15 protein-coding genes and 6 pseudogenes are annotated in these 18,274 nt (G+C 65.8%); 9 read left to right on the top strand and 12 right to left on the bottom strand.

Annotated features, from left to right (window positions below; translation table 11 throughout):
- Window positions 1-380 precede the first annotated feature (380 nt).
- A complete protein-coding gene (locus FZ025_RS09230) occupies window positions 381-2,357 on the bottom strand; it encodes a UvrD-helicase domain-containing protein (RefSeq protein WP_046981464.1) in 1,977 nt (658 codons plus the stop codon).
- Window positions 2,358-2,492: 135 nt separating this feature from the next.
- On the opposite strand from FZ025_RS09230, the gene FZ025_RS09225 reads away from it, so the two are divergent.
- The gene (locus FZ025_RS09225; protein ID WP_046981463.1) at window positions 2,493-3,113 is read left to right on the top strand and encodes a thymidine kinase; all 621 of its coding nucleotides are present in this window, start codon (window positions 2,493-2,495) and stop codon (window positions 3,111-3,113) included.
- Window positions 3,114-3,384: 271 nt separating this feature from the next.
- Window positions 3,385-4,140, top strand: coding sequence for a Sel1 repeat protein (locus tag FZ025_RS09220; protein WP_046981462.1), 756 nt, complete (start codon window positions 3,385-3,387; stop codon window positions 4,138-4,140).
- 318 nt (window positions 4,141-4,458) lie between these two features.
- Here the strand turns inward: FZ025_RS09220 and FZ025_RS09215 are convergent, their stop codons facing one another.
- The 6 genes and pseudogenes from FZ025_RS09215 to FZ025_RS09190 all read right to left on the bottom strand — a co-directional run bounded on the left by FZ025_RS09215 (window position 4,459) and on the right by FZ025_RS09190 (window position 10,130).
- Complete coding sequence (locus FZ025_RS09215) at window positions 4,459-6,063, bottom strand: OpgD/OpgG family glucan biosynthesis protein (protein ID WP_046981461.1); 1,605 nt, start codon at window positions 6,061-6,063, stop codon at window positions 4,459-4,461.
- Window positions 6,064-6,108: 45 nt separating this feature from the next.
- Window positions 6,109-6,457: pseudogene (locus FZ025_RS09210) on the bottom strand (DUF4380 domain-containing protein); the annotation flags it as partial.
- A gap of 15 nt (window positions 6,458-6,472) precedes the next feature.
- Window positions 6,473-7,285 carry a bifunctional DNA-formamidopyrimidine glycosylase/DNA-(apurinic or apyrimidinic site) lyase gene (gene mutM / locus FZ025_RS09205; protein ID WP_046981460.1) on the bottom strand — a complete coding sequence of 271 codons (813 nt, stop codon included), beginning with the start codon at window positions 7,283-7,285 and terminating at the stop codon, window positions 6,473-6,475.
- Between the two features lie 423 nt (window positions 7,286-7,708).
- A pseudogene (locus FZ025_RS22885) lies at window positions 7,709-8,095 on the bottom strand (cysteine hydrolase family protein); the annotation flags it as partial.
- 116 nt (window positions 8,096-8,211) lie between these two features.
- A complete protein-coding gene (locus tag FZ025_RS09195) occupies window positions 8,212-9,054 on the bottom strand; it encodes an SDR family NAD(P)-dependent oxidoreductase (protein WP_104558356.1) in 843 nt (280 codons plus the stop codon).
- Between the two features lie 179 nt (window positions 9,055-9,233).
- Window positions 9,234-10,130, bottom strand: coding sequence for an AraC family transcriptional regulator (locus tag FZ025_RS09190; protein WP_104558389.1), 897 nt, complete (start codon window positions 10,128-10,130; stop codon window positions 9,234-9,236).
- Window positions 10,131-10,261: 131 nt separating this feature from the next.
- Between FZ025_RS09190 and FZ025_RS09185 the strand changes: the two genes are divergently transcribed.
- Window positions 10,262-11,101 carry an SDR family NAD(P)-dependent oxidoreductase gene (locus FZ025_RS09185; RefSeq protein WP_104558357.1) on the top strand — a complete coding sequence of 280 codons (840 nt, stop codon included), beginning with the start codon at window positions 10,262-10,264 and terminating at the stop codon, window positions 11,099-11,101.
- Window positions 11,102-11,139: 38 nt separating this feature from the next.
- On the opposite strand, the gene FZ025_RS09180 is transcribed toward FZ025_RS09185, so the two are convergent.
- Window positions 11,140-12,060 (bottom strand): LysR family transcriptional regulator, encoded by a 921-nt coding sequence (locus FZ025_RS09180; protein WP_104558358.1) that lies wholly within the window; start codon window positions 12,058-12,060, stop codon window positions 11,140-11,142.
- 131 nt (window positions 12,061-12,191) lie between these two features.
- On the opposite strand from FZ025_RS09180, the gene FZ025_RS09175 reads away from it, so the two are divergent.
- From FZ025_RS09175 to FZ025_RS09165, 3 genes are all read left to right on the top strand, one after another.
- A complete protein-coding gene (locus FZ025_RS09175; protein WP_104558359.1) occupies window positions 12,192-12,974 on the top strand; it encodes an SDR family NAD(P)-dependent oxidoreductase in 783 nt (260 codons plus the stop codon).
- Between the two features lie 63 nt (window positions 12,975-13,037).
- Window positions 13,038-13,445, top strand: coding sequence for a nuclear transport factor 2 family protein (locus tag FZ025_RS09170; protein WP_104558360.1), 408 nt, complete (start codon window positions 13,038-13,040; stop codon window positions 13,443-13,445).
- Between the two features lie 49 nt (window positions 13,446-13,494).
- On the top strand, window positions 13,495-13,929 hold the full coding sequence (locus FZ025_RS09165; protein ID WP_104558361.1) for a nuclear transport factor 2 family protein: 435 nt from the start codon (window positions 13,495-13,497) through the stop codon (window positions 13,927-13,929).
- A gap of 168 nt (window positions 13,930-14,097) precedes the next feature.
- Here the strand turns inward: FZ025_RS09165 and FZ025_RS09160 are convergent.
- The 3 pseudogenes from FZ025_RS09160 to FZ025_RS09150 all read right to left on the bottom strand — a co-directional run.
- Window positions 14,098-15,305 (bottom strand): annotated as a pseudogene (locus FZ025_RS09160) (IS4 family transposase).
- Window positions 15,306-15,541: 236 nt separating this feature from the next.
- Window positions 15,542-15,790 (bottom strand): annotated as a pseudogene (locus FZ025_RS09155) (LysR substrate-binding domain-containing protein); the annotation flags it as partial.
- 171 nt (window positions 15,791-15,961) lie between these two features.
- Window positions 15,962-16,153: pseudogene (locus tag FZ025_RS09150) on the bottom strand (IS5/IS1182 family transposase); the annotation flags it as partial.
- Window positions 16,154-16,272: 119 nt separating this feature from the next.
- On the opposite strand from FZ025_RS09150, the gene FZ025_RS09145 reads away from it, so the two are divergent.
- Window positions 16,273-16,536, top strand: coding sequence for a type II toxin-antitoxin system TacA family antitoxin (locus FZ025_RS09145; protein WP_046978659.1), 264 nt, complete (start codon window positions 16,273-16,275; stop codon window positions 16,534-16,536).
- 3 nt (window positions 16,537-16,539) lie between these two features.
- Entirely contained in the window at window positions 16,540-17,028 is a 489-nt protein-coding gene (locus FZ025_RS09140) for a GNAT family N-acetyltransferase (RefSeq protein WP_046978660.1), read from the top strand.
- A gap of 203 nt (window positions 17,029-17,231) precedes the next feature.
- Here the strand turns inward: FZ025_RS09140 and FZ025_RS09135 are convergent.
- A pseudogene (locus FZ025_RS09135) lies at window positions 17,232-17,525 on the bottom strand (AAA family ATPase); the annotation flags it as partial.
- Between the two features lie 116 nt (window positions 17,526-17,641).
- Here FZ025_RS09135 and FZ025_RS09130 point away from each other — a divergent pair.
- Window positions 17,642-18,274 carry a ParA family protein gene (locus tag FZ025_RS09130; RefSeq protein WP_039006481.1) on the top strand — a complete coding sequence of 211 codons (633 nt, stop codon included), beginning with the start codon at window positions 17,642-17,644 and terminating at the stop codon, window positions 18,272-18,274.

Here is an 18,274-nt window from a genome sequence, read left to right as displayed (position 1 = left end):
AGAGGCATATAGGGGCTGCGAAAGCAGCCTCTTCTTTTTTGTGGGAGCGGCTTCAGTGGCGGCGAGCGAAGCGGTAATCCTGCAGTGCTGAGAAAACAGCGTCGGGGCTGAAGCCCCTCCTCCTACAGTGCACTCGGTTGGCCATGTACAAGCAGCGGGTTGAGCCCCTCTCCCCCGGGAGAGGGGTTGGGGTGAGGGTACGGCGCGAAGCGTCTCGCTGGGGTTGGGTGCACGAGGCTGCGCCCGTACCCTCATCCGCCCCTACGGGGCACCTTCTCCCGGTGGGAGAAGGGAAATGCAAGCACGCGCTTCACTCAGGCATGCCACGCATCGCACTGCGCACTACCGCCGTTACGAATCCCCAATCCCCAATCCCAGCCTCAATCGAACAACGCCTGGATCGCCGCCAGCCCGGCAGTGGCGCGCTCCTTCTTGCGCTCGGCGTCGGCCACCGGGTCGGCGCCGTCGCGTTGCATTTCCTCGGCCGGAATCTCGGCGAAGAAACGGCTGGGCTTGAGCCGGATGTGCTCGCCGAACTTGCGGGTCAGCTTGCTGTAGCTCATCCACAGCTGTTCCTTGGCGCGGGTGATGCCCACGTACAGCAGGCGCCGCTCTTCCTGCAGGTTGCCCTCCTCCAGGCTGACCTCGTGCGGCAGCACGCCGTCTTCGCAGCCGACGATGAACACGTAGCGGAACTCCAGGCCCTTGGACGCGTGCATCGTCATCATCCGCACCTGGTTGCCGCCATCGTCCTTGTCGTTGCGCGACAGCAGCGCCAGCTGCGCCGCCAGGTCGCCGACGCTGGCGCCGCGCGGGCCGCCCTCGAACCACTTGGCCAGTTCTTCCAGGTTGCCGCGGCGACGCTGAAAGGTGGTTTCGTCCTTGCACTGGCTGCGCAGTTCGCGGATCAGCCCGGACTGCTCGGCGAGCTGGCGCACCAGGTCGGCCGAGGACAGGGTCAACGAGGCGGTGCGCAGCTCGTGCAGGACGTCGACGAAATCGCTCAGGCCGTTGGCCGCGCGCGGCGGCAGCTGCTGCAGCGCGCCCATCGACTCGGCCGCACGCGACATCGGCAGATGCTTGGCCGCGGCCAGTTCGGCCAGCTTGGCCAGCGAGGTCGCGCCGACCTCGCGCCTGGGCGCCTGCACCGCGCGCAGGAACGCGGCATCGTCGTCGGGATTGACCAGCAGCCGCAGCCACGACAGCACGTCCTTCACTTCCTGCCGTTCCAGGAACGCGGTGCCGCCGGTGATGTGGTAGGGCACGCCGGCGATCTGCAAGGCCTTTTCCAGCGGCCGCGACTGGAAGTTGCCGCGGAACAGGATGCAGAAATCGCTCCACGGCACCTGCTTGGCGGTGCCCAGGTAGGCGATCTCCGCGGCGACCTTCTCCGCCTCGTGCTCGCTGTCGCGGCATTCCCATACGCGGATGCGCTCGCCGTCGGCCTGGTCGCTCCACAGGGTCTTCAGGTGCTCGTGCGGGTTGTGCGCGATCAGCGCATTGGCCGCGCGCAGCACGCGGTTGGAACAGCGGTAGTTCTGCTCCAGCTTGACGATCTGCAGCGCCGGATAGTCGCGCCCCATCTGCATCAGGTTTTCCGGATTGGCGCCGCGCCAGGCGTAGATGCTCTGGTCGTCGTCGCCCACGCAGGTGAAGTTGCCGCGCGGGCCGGCCAGCATCTTCAGCAGCCGGTACTGCGCGTCGTTGGTGTCCTGGCTCTCGTCCACCAGCAGATAGCCGATGCGCTCGCGCCAGGCCATGACGATGTCCTCGTTCTCCTCCAGCACCTGCACCGGCAGGCGGATCAGATCGTCGAAGTCCACCGCGTTGAAGGTGCTCAGCCGCGCCTGGTAGCGCTCGTACAGGCTGGCCGCTTCCTGCTCGCGGTTGCTGCGTGCCGCGGCCATCGCCTGCTCCGGCGACAGCCCGGCGTTCTTGGCGCGCGAGATCAGATTCTTGGCGTCGTCGATCGCATCGGGCTTGGCGCCGTGCATCAGGTCCTTGATCTGCGCGGCGGCATCGTCGGCGTCGAAGATCGAGAAGCCGCGCTTGAGGCCGACCGCGGCGTGCTCGATCTGCAGGAATTTCAGTCCCAGCGCGTGGAAGGTGCAGATGGTCAGGCCATCGGCGGCGTCGCCGCGGATGCGCTTGGCCACGCGCTCGCGCATTTCCTTGGCCGACTTGTTGGTGAAGGTGATCGCGGCGATGCGCTTGGCCGGGTAGCGGCCGGTGGCGATCAGGTGCGCGATCTTTTCCACGATCACGCGGGTCTTGCCGCTGCCGGCGCCGGCCAGCACCAGCAACGGGCCTTCGCAATGCAGCACCGCGGCGCGCTGGGGGAGATTGAGACCGTGCATGAAGACTTCCCTGGGCCGCGCATTGTAGCGGGCGCCGGCCGGCGGCGAGGACCGCGCCACCGCGCTGGCGCTGAACGGGTTTTCCCTGGCGCATCCGGCCTGCGACGGGGCTGGCCGCCGCGCTAGAATCGGAGCATGGCGAAACTGTACTTCTACTATTCGGCGATGAACGCCGGCAAGACCACCACGCTGCTGCAGTCGGCGCACAACTATCGCGAGCGCGGCATGCGCACCGCGATCCTGACCCCGCGCCTGGACCACCGCGACGGCAGCGGCGTGGTCGCCTCGCGCATCGGCCTGCGCGCCGATGGCAACACGTTCGTGGCGGACACCGACCTGCTGGCGCTGCTGCAGGACGACATCGCCCGCGACGGTGCGCTGCATTGCGTGCTGGTGGACGAGGCGCAGTTCCTCAGCCGCGCGCAGGTCTGGCAACTCAGCGAGGTGGTCGACCGGCTGCGCATCCCGGTGCTGTGCTACGGCCTGCGCACCGATTTCCGCGGCGAACTGTTCGAAGGCAGCCAGTACCTGCTGGCCTGGGCCGACGAACTGCAGGAGATCAAGACCATCTGCCACACCGGCAGCAAGGCGACGATGACCGTGCGCGTGGACGCCGACGGCCACGCGGTGCAGGACGGGCCGCAGGTGGAGATCGGCGGCAACGAACGCTACGTGTCGGTGAGCCGCGCCGAGTTCAAGAAGATCATGCGTGGCGAAGGCCGTATCGATCCGTTGCAGATCGCGCTGCCGCGGTAGCCACTGCGTAGTCGCGCAGGCGCAAGAAAGGCCTCGGCAGGGAGGCGTTACGCCTTGGCCGCATGCGCAGGCGACAGCTGCCATGAGCGCTATGCAATGGCCTGGTGGGTACATCCGCCGGTTCGGCACGGCTGCAGGCAGCGGACGCGCCGATCATGAACGACGATTGACGACGCCTGCATGGCAGCCGCCGCATAGGCCATCCGTCTATGGATCGCCGCCGCAGCGCACGTCTAGAATCGCCAGCGATCGCACTCATGGGAAGAGTTACATGCATCAGTTCAAGGGATACGCCGTCGGCGGCTGCACCGCCCTGGCCTTTGCGGTTGCGCTCGCGCTGTCCGGCAACGCGGCCGCCGCCGACAATGCGCGCACGTTCGAGGACATTCCGGCGCAGGTGATGACCGACGGTTTCCTCGAGGCGCATCTGGACCTGTTCTACCGCCGCGCCGGTATCCGCGCCGACAAGAAGGGCGAGTTCGCCGAGGCCAGAAAGAACTACCAGCTCGCCGCGCGCTATGCCGACAAGCCGTCGCAGGCGCGGCTGGGCGAAATGTATTGGGGAGGCCAGGGCGTGGCGCAGGATCGCGCGATGGGTTTCCTGTGGATGGCGCTGGCCTCCGAGCGCGGCTACGACGCGTTCACCACGCGCAAGATGGAGTACTGGAACCAGCTGACCCCCGAAGAGCGCCAGCGCGCGATCAAGCAGGACAAGCAGATGCTGGCCGAGTACGGCGACCAGGCGGCCAAGCCGCGCCAGGAAGCGGTGCTGCGCCGCGAAGCGTCGCGCAGCACCGGCAGCATGCTCGGCCACACCGGCGCCTCCGGCGTGCAGATCAACGGTCCACGCGGCGGCAGCATCGATCCGGAAGTGTTCTACGCCAAGGAATTCTGGGAACCGGCGGCGTACTGGAAGCTGCAGGACCGGGTCTGGGACGGCCGCACGCCCGGCCGCGTGGATATCGGCGATGTCGAGGACATCACCCAGGAGAGCGCGCCGACGCCGCAGGCGCCGGCCAAGCCCTGAGTCCGCCGCAACGCGCGAAGCCGGTCTGTGCGCAGTGCCGCGGAAAAGCGTCGCGACTGAAGTCCCTCCCACCGTGCACCCTGCGCGTTGGCCGCGCGCCTCTTGCTGGGAGCGGCTTCAGCCGCGACGAACGGCGCCGGCAGTTTCAACGCACCGCAAAAAGCGTCGCGGTTGAAACCCCTCCTCCTACAATTGCTCCGGGATCGAATGCGGCGCCCGGCCATCGCTGGCAACCGCACGCGAACTCGAGTGCGGCGAGCGAACGGACACACCCTGCAGCCGAGCGACACCGCATGACGCGGCAGCGCTCGGCCGCCCTCAATACAGCTTGCGCTCGGCCGCCGGCGGCGGCGTCCACTGGTACAGCCAGGTTTCGGTCAATGGCGTGGCGCCGGCGCGCAGGAACAGGCGGATGTCGATCTGTTGCGTGCTCTCGTCCGGCGGCACCACGTCGAACATCGCGCGATAGCCGGAGAGTTCGTGCAGCGGCCGCGCCGAGACGATCTCGGTGCTGCCGCGGCTCAGCTGCAGCACCGCCTCGACCTTGGCGTCCTTGTCCTTGCCCAGCGCGGCCAGCTCGCCGCCGACGAAGTCCACCACGAAGCGCCAGGAAAAGTGGCTGCGCTTCTGCCCGACCACGCCGCCCAGGCCGGTGCGCGTGGCCACGCACTGCGCCAGCGGCGAGGCGGCGGGCGGCTGCGCGCCCCAGTACAGGCGATAGCCGAACAGCAATTCCTGCCCAGGCTGCGGCTTGTCCTGCGGATTCCAGAACGCGACGATGTTGTCGAAGGTCTCGTCGATGGTGGGAATCTCCACCAGCTGCACCGAGCCCTTGCCCCAACCCTGCTTCGGTTCCACCCACAGGCACGGGCGCTTGTCGTAGTACACGCCGTCGTCGTGGTAGTGGTCGAAGTTGCGGTCGCGCTGCAGCAGGCCGAAGCCGCGCGGGTTCTCATCGACGAACATGTTGAAGCGCAGCTGCGGCGGATTGCACAGCGGCCGCCAGATCCACTCGCCGCCGCCGGTCCACATCGCCAGGCCGTCGGTATCGTGGATTTCCGGGCGCCAGTCCCAGTCCATGCGGCGGTCGTTCTCGCCCACCTGGTACATGCTGGTGCACGGGCCCAGGCCCAGCCGCTCGATGGTCTTGCGTGGATACAGCGCGCTGTCGATGTCCATCAGCAGCACGTCGCCGTTGGTGATCGCGAAACGGTAGGCGCCGGCCACGCTCGGCGAGTCCAGCAACGCGTACACCACCACCGTGTCCGAGCCGGCCTTGGGCTGCTCCAGCCAGTAGGCGATGAAGTCCGGGAATTCCTCCGGGCCGCCGGTGCCGGTATCGATCGCCAGCCCGCGCGCGGACTGGCCGTACTGACCTTCCTTGCCCACCGCGCGGAAATAGCTGGCGCCGAGGAAGGCGGCGAAGTCGCGGTCGGTGTCCTGTTTGGTGTTGAGCCGGAAGCCGGCGAAACCCAGCTCCTTGGGCAGGTGCTTGCCCTGCAAACCGCTGCTGCCGTAGTCGAACGCGGCGCCGTCGTAGGCCAGTTCCTGCGCCTGCCCGTCGACCAGGTCGAACATGTGCACCGGCGACTTGAAGTACAGGCCCAGGTGGAAGAACTTGGCCTGGAATTTCGGCCCGTTGTCGACCGCCCACAGCGCATGGTCCTGGCGGTAGCGGATCGACTGGTACTGGTCCCAGTTCAGCGCTTCCAGCGGTCCCGGCAGCACCCGCTTGTGGCTCTGGTAGGGCGCCTGGGCCATGGCCCGGGCGTGGCCCTTGAGCCAGGCGTAATCGAAGGGCTGCGGCTTGCCCAGGCGGCGCAGGCCGACCGCGGGGGCGGCCTGGCCGAGCATCGGCATCGCGGGCAAGCCCATGGCGGCGAAGGCGGCGGCGGCGTTCTTGAGGAAATCGCGTCGTTGCATGGGCCGGATCGAAGCGGAAAGGGGCTCCATCATAGACAAGCGGCGTTAGGGCGTGGCGCAGGCGCCATCCAGCGCCAGCGCCGCGGCATGCCGGCACAGGAAGCGGCGCTGCTGCGCCGGGTCGCCGCCACCGGCATCGTCCAGCAACGTCACACCGCTCCTCGGCCTGCATCTGCTGGCCCGGCGCACGGGTCCGGTACGGCGCGTGCACTTCCAGTTGCAGCAGGCCGCCACCCGGATCGGAAGCCGGCGCATCCAGGTAGAACTCGACCTGGCCCTGCACGGGATGGATGCGTGCGTGCGGCTGGTGCGCGAAGCGGACCACCCAGGCCTGGCCGCCGGCAAAAGCGGCGATCCAGCCGGCCGACGGCTGCAGCAGCAGCTTGCCGCGCTGCCCGGCGGGCGTCCGTCAGCGCTGGCAGCTCCCGCACCAGACGCTGGCGCGCTGGCCGATGCTGGCGTGCCGCAGCGCCCGCCCGCAGCGTTTGCATGCCTCGCCCTCGCGGCCGTAGACCGCCAGTTCCTGCTCGAAATAGCCAGGCGCCCCGTCCGGGCTGATGAAGTCGCGCAACGTGGTGCCGCCGCGGGCGATGGCATAGCCGAGGATCGCCCTGGCCGCCGCGGCCAGGCGCGCATAGCGTACCCGCGAGACCTCCCCGGCCTCGCGCAGCGGACTGATGCCTGCCTGGAACAGGCTTTCGGCGGCATAGATGTTCCCGACTCCGACCACGATGCGTTGGTCCATCAGGAACGTCTTGACCGGCGCACTGCGGCCACGGCTGCGCCGGAACAGATAATCGCCGTCGAATTCGTCCGACAGCGGCTCCGGCCCCAGCTCCCCAAGCAGCGGGTGAGTCTGGCCCGGCGCCTGCCACAGCAGGCAGCCGAACCGGCGCGGATCGTTGAAGCGCAGCACGCGTCCGTCTTCCAGGCTGATATCCACGTGATCGTGCGCCCGCGGCGGCGTATCCCCGGGCAGCACGCGCAGGCTGCCGGACATGCCCAGGTGCAGCAGCGCACTGCCGGCCTCAGTCTCCAGCAGCAGATACTTGGCGCGACGGCGGATGCCGTCGATGCGCTGCCCCGGCAGCCGCTGCGCCACTTCCGGCGGGATCGGCCAGCGCAGGTCCGGCCGGCGCAGGATCACGCCATGGATGCGGCGCCCCAGCAGATGCGGCTCCAGGCCACGCCGGGTGGTTTCTACTTCGGGGAGTTCGGGCATGGGGCGCTGGAATTCGGTGGTTGATCGATGGTGCGTGCTGGATGCACTACCCCAATGGTGACATCCCTAGCTACCGTCTGCGGGAAAAAGGGGAAAAAGGGGCGGGGGAAAAGGGGCCGGAGGAAATATGCGGTTGAAGTGGATATTTCTTCTGGCCCCTTTGATGTTGCCTGGGAGGAAATAACGCGCTCCATGCGTGAGCTGCGCATCCAACTCGAACAGGATCTCGAAACAGAAACCCGCGTCGCAGAAGCCCGGCAAGCGCGCGTGGAGCGTCGAAAAAGGGGCCGGAGGAAATATGCGGTTGAAGTGGATATTTCCTCTGGCCCCTTTGATGTTGCCGATGCCGCGAAGCTCTGCGGTGCCCGTTTCCTTGAGTCCGGACAGGGCATCGGCGGCCACGGCGATACGGAAATCCCGCTCGCTGGCCTGGTAGATCGAGGTGCGCGGGCAGTTGGGGAAATTGCGGCCTGCGAACACCAGCGTGTCCACCTGCATCTCGTGGAGCTGATCCTCCAGCGTGGTCTGGAAGAACGCGCCCCAGCGTGGCTTGTACAGGATCGTTTCATGGGGACCGATCACCTGCGCCTGGCCCAGCAGCAGGGCATCGACATCCAGGCGGGTGTCCGGCGATGGCAGCAGGGCCGGCGCGATCTCGCAGCCCGGCGAGCCCGCGGCCAGGATCGCTGCGCCCTGTTCGACAGCCTCTCGCCGGCACAGGTCGACATTGGTTCCGTCGGCGCGGTAGATCCGCACCACGTGCACGATCGGCCTGCCTGCGTCGCGATAGGCCTGGACCAGCGCCGCCATCGGCTTCAATGCCGCGCTGGTGCCGGCGATCTCCAGCGGTTGCCCGTCCAATGTGTCGCATTGGGTGTCGATGGTGATGAGCGCCGAGCGCTGGAAGTTGGGCCGGGTGTAGTGGGTCATGCCAGCAGGCTCCGATGCAGTTCCGGCGGGCCGCCCATAGTGAGGCGATGCGAGCGCGGCCGCGTTCCGTCGGATTCGGTGATGTTGAAAAGCGCTCCCATTTCAGCGCCGATGTGGGCCCGGCCGGAGAACGCCATCATGTCGTCGGAGGCATGCAGGGCCGAGATCACCCTGCCGGTGAATTCGGGTGATTCGCGCTGCATGGTTGGCCGGCTGTGTGCAGGCAGCGATGCGAGGTAGGCCCGGGCACGTTCGGTATCCAGGCTGCCCATCCAGATGGAGACCGCCGCGACGTTGTGAGGCCGCAGCTCCTTGGCCATGTCGGCCACCATCTTGTCGGCGCCTGCCTTCTGCGCGCCGTACGCAGGCCCCTGGTAATAGGAGACCGCGCCGTAATGGCCGGTGTTGACAATCAGGCCGCGTCCGCGGGCGATCAACAGCGGGGCTGCGTGGTAGCTCGCCACGTAATGCGAGCGCAGGCCGACAGTGACCAGGTCAATGGCGTAGAGCGGGCCATTCCAGAAACCGCCCGGCGCCGGTGCTGAAACCTTGGCCGCGTTGTTGACCAACACGTCCAGGCCCTGCTGCTCGTGGGCGACTCTGGCGAACAAATCGGCGACCGCGGCGTCGTCGGCGTGGTCCACTGCCATCGGGATGCCACGGCCGCCGGCCGCGGTCACCGCTGCTGCGGTCTCGCCGATCGATCCGCCAAAGGCGGTGTCGTCGTTCGCGGTGCTGCGGCCGGTGACATAGACCGTCATACCCGCCTCACCCAGTGCAATGGCAATGCCCTTGCCAGCGCCGCGGCTGGCGCCGGTGACGACCGCGACTTTCGGCATGTGTGTCTCCTGTCTTCTCTGTCGATGTGTGACGTGGCCCGCGCGGTTGCAGGCATCGTGCTGCTGCCTGGAACCGATCGCAGTCTATTGACTCCGGGTCCGTCGAATGGATGGCTCGCCGTGGTTTCTGTTTTTCCGACGGTGGACAATCGCTGCAGTGGTTCTGCTGGTGTGCGGACTCAGGGCAAGCCAGGTTCGAGGCCGCCGGTTTCGCGTCGCCGCTTCGCATCCAGTCCAGGTGGTGCGCCGAACAGGCGTGCATATTCGCGACTGAACTGCGACGGGCTGTCATAGCCCACCGCAAAGCCGACCGACGCCACGTCCGGGGCGCCGCCAAGCAGGCGCGCGCGGGCGTCCTGCAGGCGGATCTGCTTCTGGAACTGCAGCGGGCTCATCCCGGTGATGCTGCGGAAATGGCGATAGAAGCTGGAGGGACTCATGCCTGCCGCTTCGGCCAGCGTTTCGCCCTCCAGTCCCTGCGCGTAGTGGTCGCGGATCCAGGCGATGGCGCGGCTGATCCTGGCCAACCGGCTATCGGCCAGTCCAATCTCGCGCACCATCGCGCCGTGTTCACCGGCCAGCAGGCGCCACAGCAGTTCACGCCTGAACATCGGAGCCAGCACCGGGATGTCCTGGCGTTGCTCCACCAGGCGCAACAGCCTTCGCACCACCTCCAGCAGATCTTGCGATGCCACGCTGACGCCGATGCCTGGCCCGCGCATGTCCATGGGCGGGTCCGCATCCTCCAGCAGCAGCGATGCGATGGCGGCCGGATCCAGCGTGACCGTCATGGCCAGGTAGGGCGCCTGCGCGCTGGCCTGCACCACGTGGCCGCTGATCGGCAGATCAACCGAGGCCACAAGATATTCGCCTGCAACGTAGTTGAAGATCTGGTGACCCAGCACCGTGCGCTTGCTGCCCTGGGCGACCAAGGCAAACGTCGGTGCGCACAACGTGTGGCTCGGCGCGGTAGGCGCGGTGGCATGAATCAGACGCAATCCGTCCAAAGGTTCGACCGCGCTGTCGGGTAGCGCATGGCGTGCGATCAGTTGGGCAATGTCTGTCAGCAGGGTCATGGCGTGCTGGATGGTGATCTGAAGTGCGTGCGTGGTGTGGCTGGGTGGATCGTGCAAGAACCTGCGCCCACCGGTCTACGGCGTCAATGCGTCGCGATGCTCTGATGGGCGCTGGCTTCAGGAGCATATCGATGGGCAAGACATGGTTGATCACAGGGACCACGCGCGGCATGGGCGTGGCAATCGCAAAGGCGGCGCTGGAGGCAGGTGACCGCGTGGTCGCGACCGGACGCCGCGTTGAGGCGATCCAGCAGGCACTGGGCACTCAGACAGGATCGCTGCTCGCTGTCGAACTGGAGGTCGGTGACGCATCGCAGGCGGCTGAAGCCGCCCAGGCCGCAGTGGCTCGCTTCGGCGGCATCGACGTGCTGGTGAACAATGCCGGCTATGGGCACATGGGCTTCTTCGAGGAACTGGAACTGGCCGATGCGCAGGCGCAGCTGGCGACCAACCTGTTCGGCGCGTTCAACGTCACCTGGGCGGTGCTGCCCTTGATGCGCGCAGCCAGGCGCGGCCACATCTTCAATGTGTCCTCCCTGGGCGGATTGGTCGGCGGCGAACTGGCATCGCTGTACTGCGCCAGCAAGTTCGGGCTGGAGGGTTTTTCGGAATGTCTGGCCAGGGAAGTGCAGCCATTCGGCATCGGTGTGACCATCGTGGAGCCGGGCCCGTTCCGGACCGAATTCCTGAGCAGTGAGTCGCTGCGCTTCGGCGGCCATCCCATCGCCGACTACGACCAGCGCAGGCAGCAGTTGCGGCAGGGCTTCGAGGGACGCAGCGGCCAACAGCCTGGTGATCCGGCCAGGCTGGCTGCGGCCCTGGTGCAGCTTGCCGGACAGCCTGATCCGCCGCTGCGGTTCCTCGCCGGCGCGATGGCCGTCGAGGCCGCCACGACCAAACTCAACGGCATGCTGGCCGAAATCGCGCGATGGCGAGAACTGTCGATTGGCACCGATGCAGCGCTAGGCTGAAAGCCTTGGCGCAGTGTGTTTCGGATTCCGAAGCGGCATCAGGCCGAGGTGGGCAGTCCATGTTCGACACGCGCATACAGCGCGCTGACCCAGTCGACGAACACGCGCACCTTGGTGCTGAGCTGCCGGCTTGGTGCGTAGGCAATGTAGACGTCCAGCGGCGTTGGCCGCCAGTCCTCGAGCACGGCGACAAGCTCGCCACGCGCGATGGCCGGGCGGACCATGAAATCCAATGTATGGACCAAGCCGATGCCAGCCAGCGCCGTCGCCAGATGGGCATTGCTTTCGTTGACCATCACCGCGCAGTCGGGTGAAACCTGCAGTGGCGTGCCGTCGCGGGCGAAATGCAGCGGCGGCATTACGCCGCTTTGCGCCGAGAAATAGCCGGCTACTGGGAAATTTCCATCGACCAGCCGCTGAGGATTTGTGGGCACGCCATGACGCTGCAGGTAGGCCGGGCTGGCGCAGGTCGTCCAGGCCAGTGCGCCGATCCTGCGCGAGATCAGCGCGCCATCGTTGGCCGTGCTGCGGATAGCGCAGTCGATGTTCTCGCCGATGACATCGACCGTGCGGTCGGTCACCCCGAGCTGCAGCTGGATATCGGGATAGCGCGCGCAGAAATCCGGCAACGCTGGAATCAGCAGGCCACTGGCGGTGGAACCACCGGTATCCACCCGGAGCCGACCGCGTGGGCTGGCCTGGGCCCGACCCAGGGTGGCCTCGACATCGTCCAATTCGGTGAGCAGGTGCAGGACGCGTTCGTAATAGGCCGCACCATCATTGGTCACGCTGACCCGCCGGGTACTGCGTTCCAGCAGTTTGACGCCCAGGTGCTTTTCCAGCGCGCCGATCGATTTGCTCAAGGTCGCGTTGGGCATTTGCAGGGACTCGGCCGCCCGGCTGAATCCGCCGGTTTCCACGACCCGCGCGAATGCACGAATGGCTTGCAGATGATCCATGACCGCTCCTGGCGTGGTTTGATTATTTCCATAAGGAAATAAAGAAACCATAAACTACCGGTTTATCGACTATTTTTCCAGGAATAGAGTGGGCTCCACAGCGCGGCAAGGCCGCCGACCGGAGTTCCATCATGCACGTCACCGATCTGGACAACGTCCACACCACAAAGCACGCGGGCAAGATCGCCCTGGTCACCGGCGGTAGCTCCGGCATCGGCCTGGCCACGGCCAAGCGGCTGGCCCGGGAAGGAGCCACCGTTTTCATCACCGGGCGCCGCCGGCCGGAGCTGGACGCGGCCGTCGCCGAGATCGGCCACGGCGCCAGCGCCATCCGCGGCGATATCGCGGTGGCGACCGACCTGGACAGGATCTTTGCCACCATTGGACAGTCCCGCGGCCGACTGGACCTGCTCTTCGCCAATGCCGGGGGCGGCGAGTTCGCGCCTCTGGACGCGACCACCGAGGCCCAGGTGGACAAGTACTTCGGCATCAATGTCAAAGGCACGCTGTTCACCGTGCAGAAGGCGCTGACACTGATGGGGCCGGGCGGTGCGATCGTCGTCACCGGCTCGATCGCCGCCAGCCAGGGCACGCCGGCATTCGGCGTCTACGCTGCAACCAAAGCGGCGCTGCGCTCCTTCGTCCGCACCTGGGCATCGGATCTGAAGGGGCGCGACATCCGGGTCAACATCATCGCGCCGGGCGTGGTGGTGACGCCGGCATACAAATCCGAGCTGGGCATGAGCGACCAAGACATCGCCCAATACCTGGAGCAGGTCGCTGTCACGACGCCGTTGGGTCGCGCTGCCAGCGCCGACGAGATGGCCAAGGCGATGTCGTTCCTGGCCTCGGACGATGCCAGCTACATCACCGGCACGGAGCTGGTCGTCGACGGCGGCGTGACCCAGATCTGACCTTTCCCGCGGCGCTTCCGCCGGGCGCTGCAATACCGACTTGTCCCCAAAGGAATCAACGCCATGAGCGTGCAGAAAAACCTCGACATCGCCAATCAATTCCTCGCCAGGCTCGGCTCGGGCGCTTCGCCGGAAGAGATCGCAAAGCTGTTCAGCGCCGACCTGGACTGGCACATCCCCGGCGACAGCGGCGTGCTGCCCTGGGTGGGCCGCAAGACCGGCCGCGCCGCCGTCGCCGACTTCGTGCGCGAATCGAGCCAGATGATCGAACGCCTGAGCCTGGACATCCACGACGTGATGGCCGGCGAACAACGCGCCATCATCTTCGGCGAGCTTGCCACTCGGATCCTTTCGACCGGCAATACCATCGAAACCGCATACGCGATCGTGCTGACCATCGTGGGCGATGAGATCACGCGCTTCCTGATGCTGGAAGACAGTTTCGCCACCTCTGCCGCCGCGCAAGGCTGATTTTCTTGCGCATAGCCACGCCAGACCCTCGTGACCTAGACCTCACTTAATGGATTCGCTCTTCGGAAGTTTCATGCAGACCATACCCGTACCTGCGCCAGCAGACTTTGACTACGACGCGTTGCTGCGCGCGCATCTTGAGCAAATATTCAACGAACGTGATCCAGATAGGCGCTCGGCTGCCTTGGTGAAGCTTTATCACGCCAACGCCGAGATGCTCGATCCGGAAGGAAGCTACATCGGCCTGAAGGCGATCTCAGAACGTATCGACGAACTGCTAGCAAGCTTTCCGGAGGACTTCTCTTTCAGGGCCGATGGAAGGGGCTTGGGTCTTGGCAACGTCGCGTGCCTGGCCTGGAAATTGGGCGCCCCCGCGGTGGAAGCTGCAATCTCCGGAGTCGACGTGGTGCATCTGCAGGACGGCCGCATCAAATCCGTTTACGTGCTCATCGGAGCCGACGATCAGCAATCTCGCGAGGGCTGAGCTCAGCGAACTGAGCCTTCCTTTGCTGCGAGGTAGCGCTGCACATCGCTGCTTCCGGGCCCAATAGCGGACGTAAAGGGAAGTGCGGTTACGGATGTTTATCGGGGGTAGAGAGAGCGAACCTCAGGCCTGAAAAGCTCCTTCAACCCTGAGGTATCCCCACATTTTTCATGAGGGTGCGACCATCTGATCGAGCACGTGTTCCGGAAGTTCTCGCAGTCGTTGCAGCCACTTCCAGACCGGCTCCATGGGCCAACTTCGGACCAGTGCCTCCCGGCCCACGCGCAGGGTCGAGTACAGCTTTCGTCGCCGTTTGGCTGGATACAGCCATTGGTCGATCCCGGTCGCCTCGCAGCCCAGTCCGGTCAACCACTGGGCGAAGCTGGCCATAGCGTTGATCAGCAGCAGGATGTCCAACCGACGGCGCTTGTGGGTCAAGCTGTCCTCGAAGGCATGGCCGTCGCGGTGCGATTTCAGATCGCGGAAAGAGGATTCGATCTGCATCCTGCGGCCATACAGTGCGACCAACTGTCGTGCACTCATATCCGCCAAGTCAGGGGAGGCCACGATCAACCACGGTTCGCGCTCCCGCGCTGCACATTGCCGGCTGAGCTTGCTACCCGCCACTGTCCCGTGCCGGGTGATGTGCTTGCGACCCTTGGCCAGCTTGCGATAGACCGCCAGGCAACATTCCAGCGGACTGCTGCGATTGATGTGCATCGGAGGAAGCAACCTGGGCCTCTCGCAGGCCAACGGATGCAGGGCGCGACACGGCCCCCATTGATCGTCGTGATCCTCCACTTCAACAGGCTTGACCAACGTGGTTCCTCGCAACCGTCCCACCCAGTCCCAACCCTGTGCGGAGACTGCCCGGCACCAGGGGCTGCGGAAGCCGGCGTCGGTGACCAGGATCGGCCGTGCATGCGCCGGCATCAGGGCCGCCAGGCGCTTGAGAAAGCGTTTCTCTGCCGCAGGCGCGCCCTGTTGCTTGCCCGCAAACACCATGTCCAGCACCGGAAGCGTGCGTCCACCGACCGGAACGGCCGCACGCAGCAGGCACCAGGACTTGTCGGCTTTCAGATCGCTCCAATCGATCACGATCACCGGCCGTTGCCCACGCAGCAGCCAGCGGGCCATGCCGGCGTAGATCCGCTCGCGCTCATCATGCAGATGCCGGTGCTTAGCAATCGGTCGAAGGCCTTGAGCGGCGCCTTGACGCGCTCGGCGCCGGGCCAGGCGCGTGCGACATCGGTCAGGGTCAGTCGTTGCCCGGCAATCAGCGCTTCGATCGAACGCAACAACACCGCTTCGCGCAGCGCGTGCATCGGCTCCAATGAATCCCTCAGGCACTTCTGCAATACTTGGCTGGCGCGCATGGCGGTCAGTCCTTTTTGGTTTCGTCACCTTCAAGACTGCGCCATGCGCGCACTTGTTTCCTGTCTGATCACCGTTAACCGGTTGATCTTACTTAGGAAAACGTGGGGATACCTCAGGGTTGAAGTGGGTATTTCCTCTGGCCCCTTTTTCCCACTGGCCCCTTTTTCCCTTGGCCCCTTTTTCCCTTTTTCATCGGCCCCTTTTTCATCCTCTGGCCCCTTTTTCACTTTTTCAACACCAGTACCATCATCATGTCGCATGAGGCCACCCGTTCTGCAATCAGCGGTTCTGCGTCGGCCTGACGCAGCACGCGTTCGATATGCTTGGCATGGCCTTCGCATGCCTGCGGATCGCATAGTGCCAACGGATAGCGCAGCAGTTCTTCCAGTGGAATACGTTTGTGCTTGAGCAGCGGATGCCGGGTTGGTACGGCGACCATGCGGGGCTCCCTCCAGACAGGAATCGCCACGATGCCATCGCCCTGCTTCCGAGAAGGCAGCAGTCCGAGAGCTTGCCAATGTCGAAAGGTGTTCGATGAGCCGATGGGTGGTAGACGCTGTTCGCGCAGGCCTTACCGGCGAACCTCAATTCGGGACAAAGAGGTCGATGTGCTTGGAGAGTCCAACTACCAATTGTTGGCCTGGGGCCGGAACCTCAACCAGATTGCACGGCGCTTAAGCTTGCGCTGCATATCGCGCAACACACGCCCCAGCAACGTGCGCTGACGCCGCAGCACTCGCTGCATCCGCTTAAACTGGCGCGCGTGCGCATACCGCCCGGCCTTGCGGCTCAGAGCAGGAACTTGCCGCGCATAGCTCTAGCGCAGCGCGATCCCATGCCGCTTGGCCGGCGCTAGCCCGTGCCCTCACTTCAGGGCCACGCCAGTCAATGACCTGCTGCGCAGTACTCAACTGGGGTTTGACTTTCGGCATATGTACGGTACTATTCCGTACAAGGAGAACTGCCATGAACACTGCTGCCGCCCGTCTCGACCTGCGCCTGAACCCCGCGGACAAGGCGCGTATTACCCGTGCCGCCGACCTGCGAGGCGTGCCGCTGTCCGCTTTCGTGCGTGATGCGGTACTGCGCGAGGCCGAGAACGTCATGGCTGCGGAACTGACCGTCACCCTGTCGGTGGAAGAGTCTCGGCGCTTCCTCAAGGCTCTGGATGCTCCTTTCCAGCCGAACACCAAGCTGAAAAAGGCCCTCGCCCGCGTCGCGCAGGCGTGATACGTGCTCGTTGTCGAGCAACTCAAGCCCAAGCGGCACCATCGCGACGGGTTTGTCTGTGGCGAACCCACGCTGGATGCCTACCTGTGCCGGCAGGCCGCCCAGCATCACCGTGATGGTATCAGCACCACACACGTCCTGGCGGATGACGCCGATCCGACCCGCATCCTCGGCTACTACAGCCTGTCCGCTGCCCAACTCTTGCTGACAGACTTGCAGGAGGCGGATCGCAAGCACCTGCCCAACTATCCGGTGCCGGCCATCCGTATGGGGCGGCTGGCCGTCTCGGCCAGTGAGCAGGGCAAGGGTCACGGTGATTACCTGCTGGCGCATGCCGTGGCGCGCTGCCTGGGGCTACGCGAGCAGCTAGGGGTGCGTGTGCTGCTGGTGGATGCGCTGCATGAGAAGGCGGCCCGTTTCTATCACGCCTATGGCTTCCGCGTAGCCACGGCGAATTCGCATACGTTGTATTTGCCGTTGGGGAATGCATGAACACGTTACAGGGGGCGCTGTGTCACGACTGACCGACTTGATTGCGAAAAAGGGGCCGGAGGAAATATGCGGTTGAAGTGGGTTGAAGTGGATATTTTCTCTGGCCCCTTTTTCCCTGGCCCCTTTTTCCGGGCCCCTTTTTCCGCCGGCCCCTTTTTCCGCCCCTTTTTCCGCAGACGTCCAACCCACTTTCCGAGGAAGGCCCCTTTTTCCGGTACCACGTCCAGCAACAGGCAGATGCCGCGCTGGTCGGCCTGCTTGATCGCCTGCAGCACCGCGCTGGCATCGGGCGGGCCGCTCGGCTCGTCCTCGCGGTCCAGGTCGATGCGGCGCAGGCCTTCGGTGATCGACCAGCGGTGCAGCGCGCGCCAGACCTGCATCAGCGCCTGCCGGAACAGCGCCACGATGCGCGCCTCCTCCGGGGTCTCGATGACGATCAAGGGGGTGTTGGCGCGGATCAGCGCGGTCAGGTCCTGCAGCTCTCGCTCATGGGCGATCCGTTGCCGTGGGGTCGCCACGCTAGCAACGCGCCGCCCGGCCCGCTACGCGTTGACTACCGGCCAACATGGGGCCGGTGTACGCTGCGGCCTCTTCTTCCGGAAGCGAGGCGCGCATGAAGACGATCCTGGTGGCCGGCTCCAAGGGCGGCGTGGGCAAGACCACGATTGCCACGCACCTGGCCGCGTACTACGCGCTGGCCGGCAAGCGCACGGTGCTCGCCGATGCCGATCCGCAGGGCTCCTCGACCCGCTGGGCCGAGCGCCGCGCCGGCCTGGACAGCGCGGTGCTGCCGATCGACGCCAGCCGCAAACGCAACTGGCGTGCGGCGCTGCCGGACGACACCCAGCGGGTGATCATCGACGGCGCCGCCGGCGCCATGGCCGAGGACCTGGCCCAGTTCCTGGACGAGGCTGACGCGGTGGTGGTGCCGGTGATGCCGTCGGCGCTGGACATCGAGGCCACCGTCGGCTTCCTCAACACCCTGGCCAAGGTGCCGCGGGTGCACCAGCGCAAGTTGCCGGTGGGGCTGGTGATCAACCGCAGCAAGCCGTGGACCCACGCCGCGCAGCAGGCGCTGGAGATGCTCGGCGGCTGGCCGTACCCGGTGCTGGCGCAACTGCGCGACAGCCAGGCCTATGTGGTGCTGGTCGGCCTTGGCCGCAGCCTGTTCGACTACCGTTCCGCTCAGGTGCGCGATCACCAGCAGGACTGGGAACCCTTGCTCAAGTGGCTCAAGAAGGCCTGA

The organism is Xanthomonas hyacinthi, assembly GCF_009769165.1.
In the GTDB taxonomy this organism is placed as follows: domain Bacteria; phylum Pseudomonadota; class Gammaproteobacteria; order Xanthomonadales; family Xanthomonadaceae; genus Xanthomonas_A; species Xanthomonas_A hyacinthi.
This window is presented reverse-complemented; position numbering and strand designations above follow the sequence as displayed.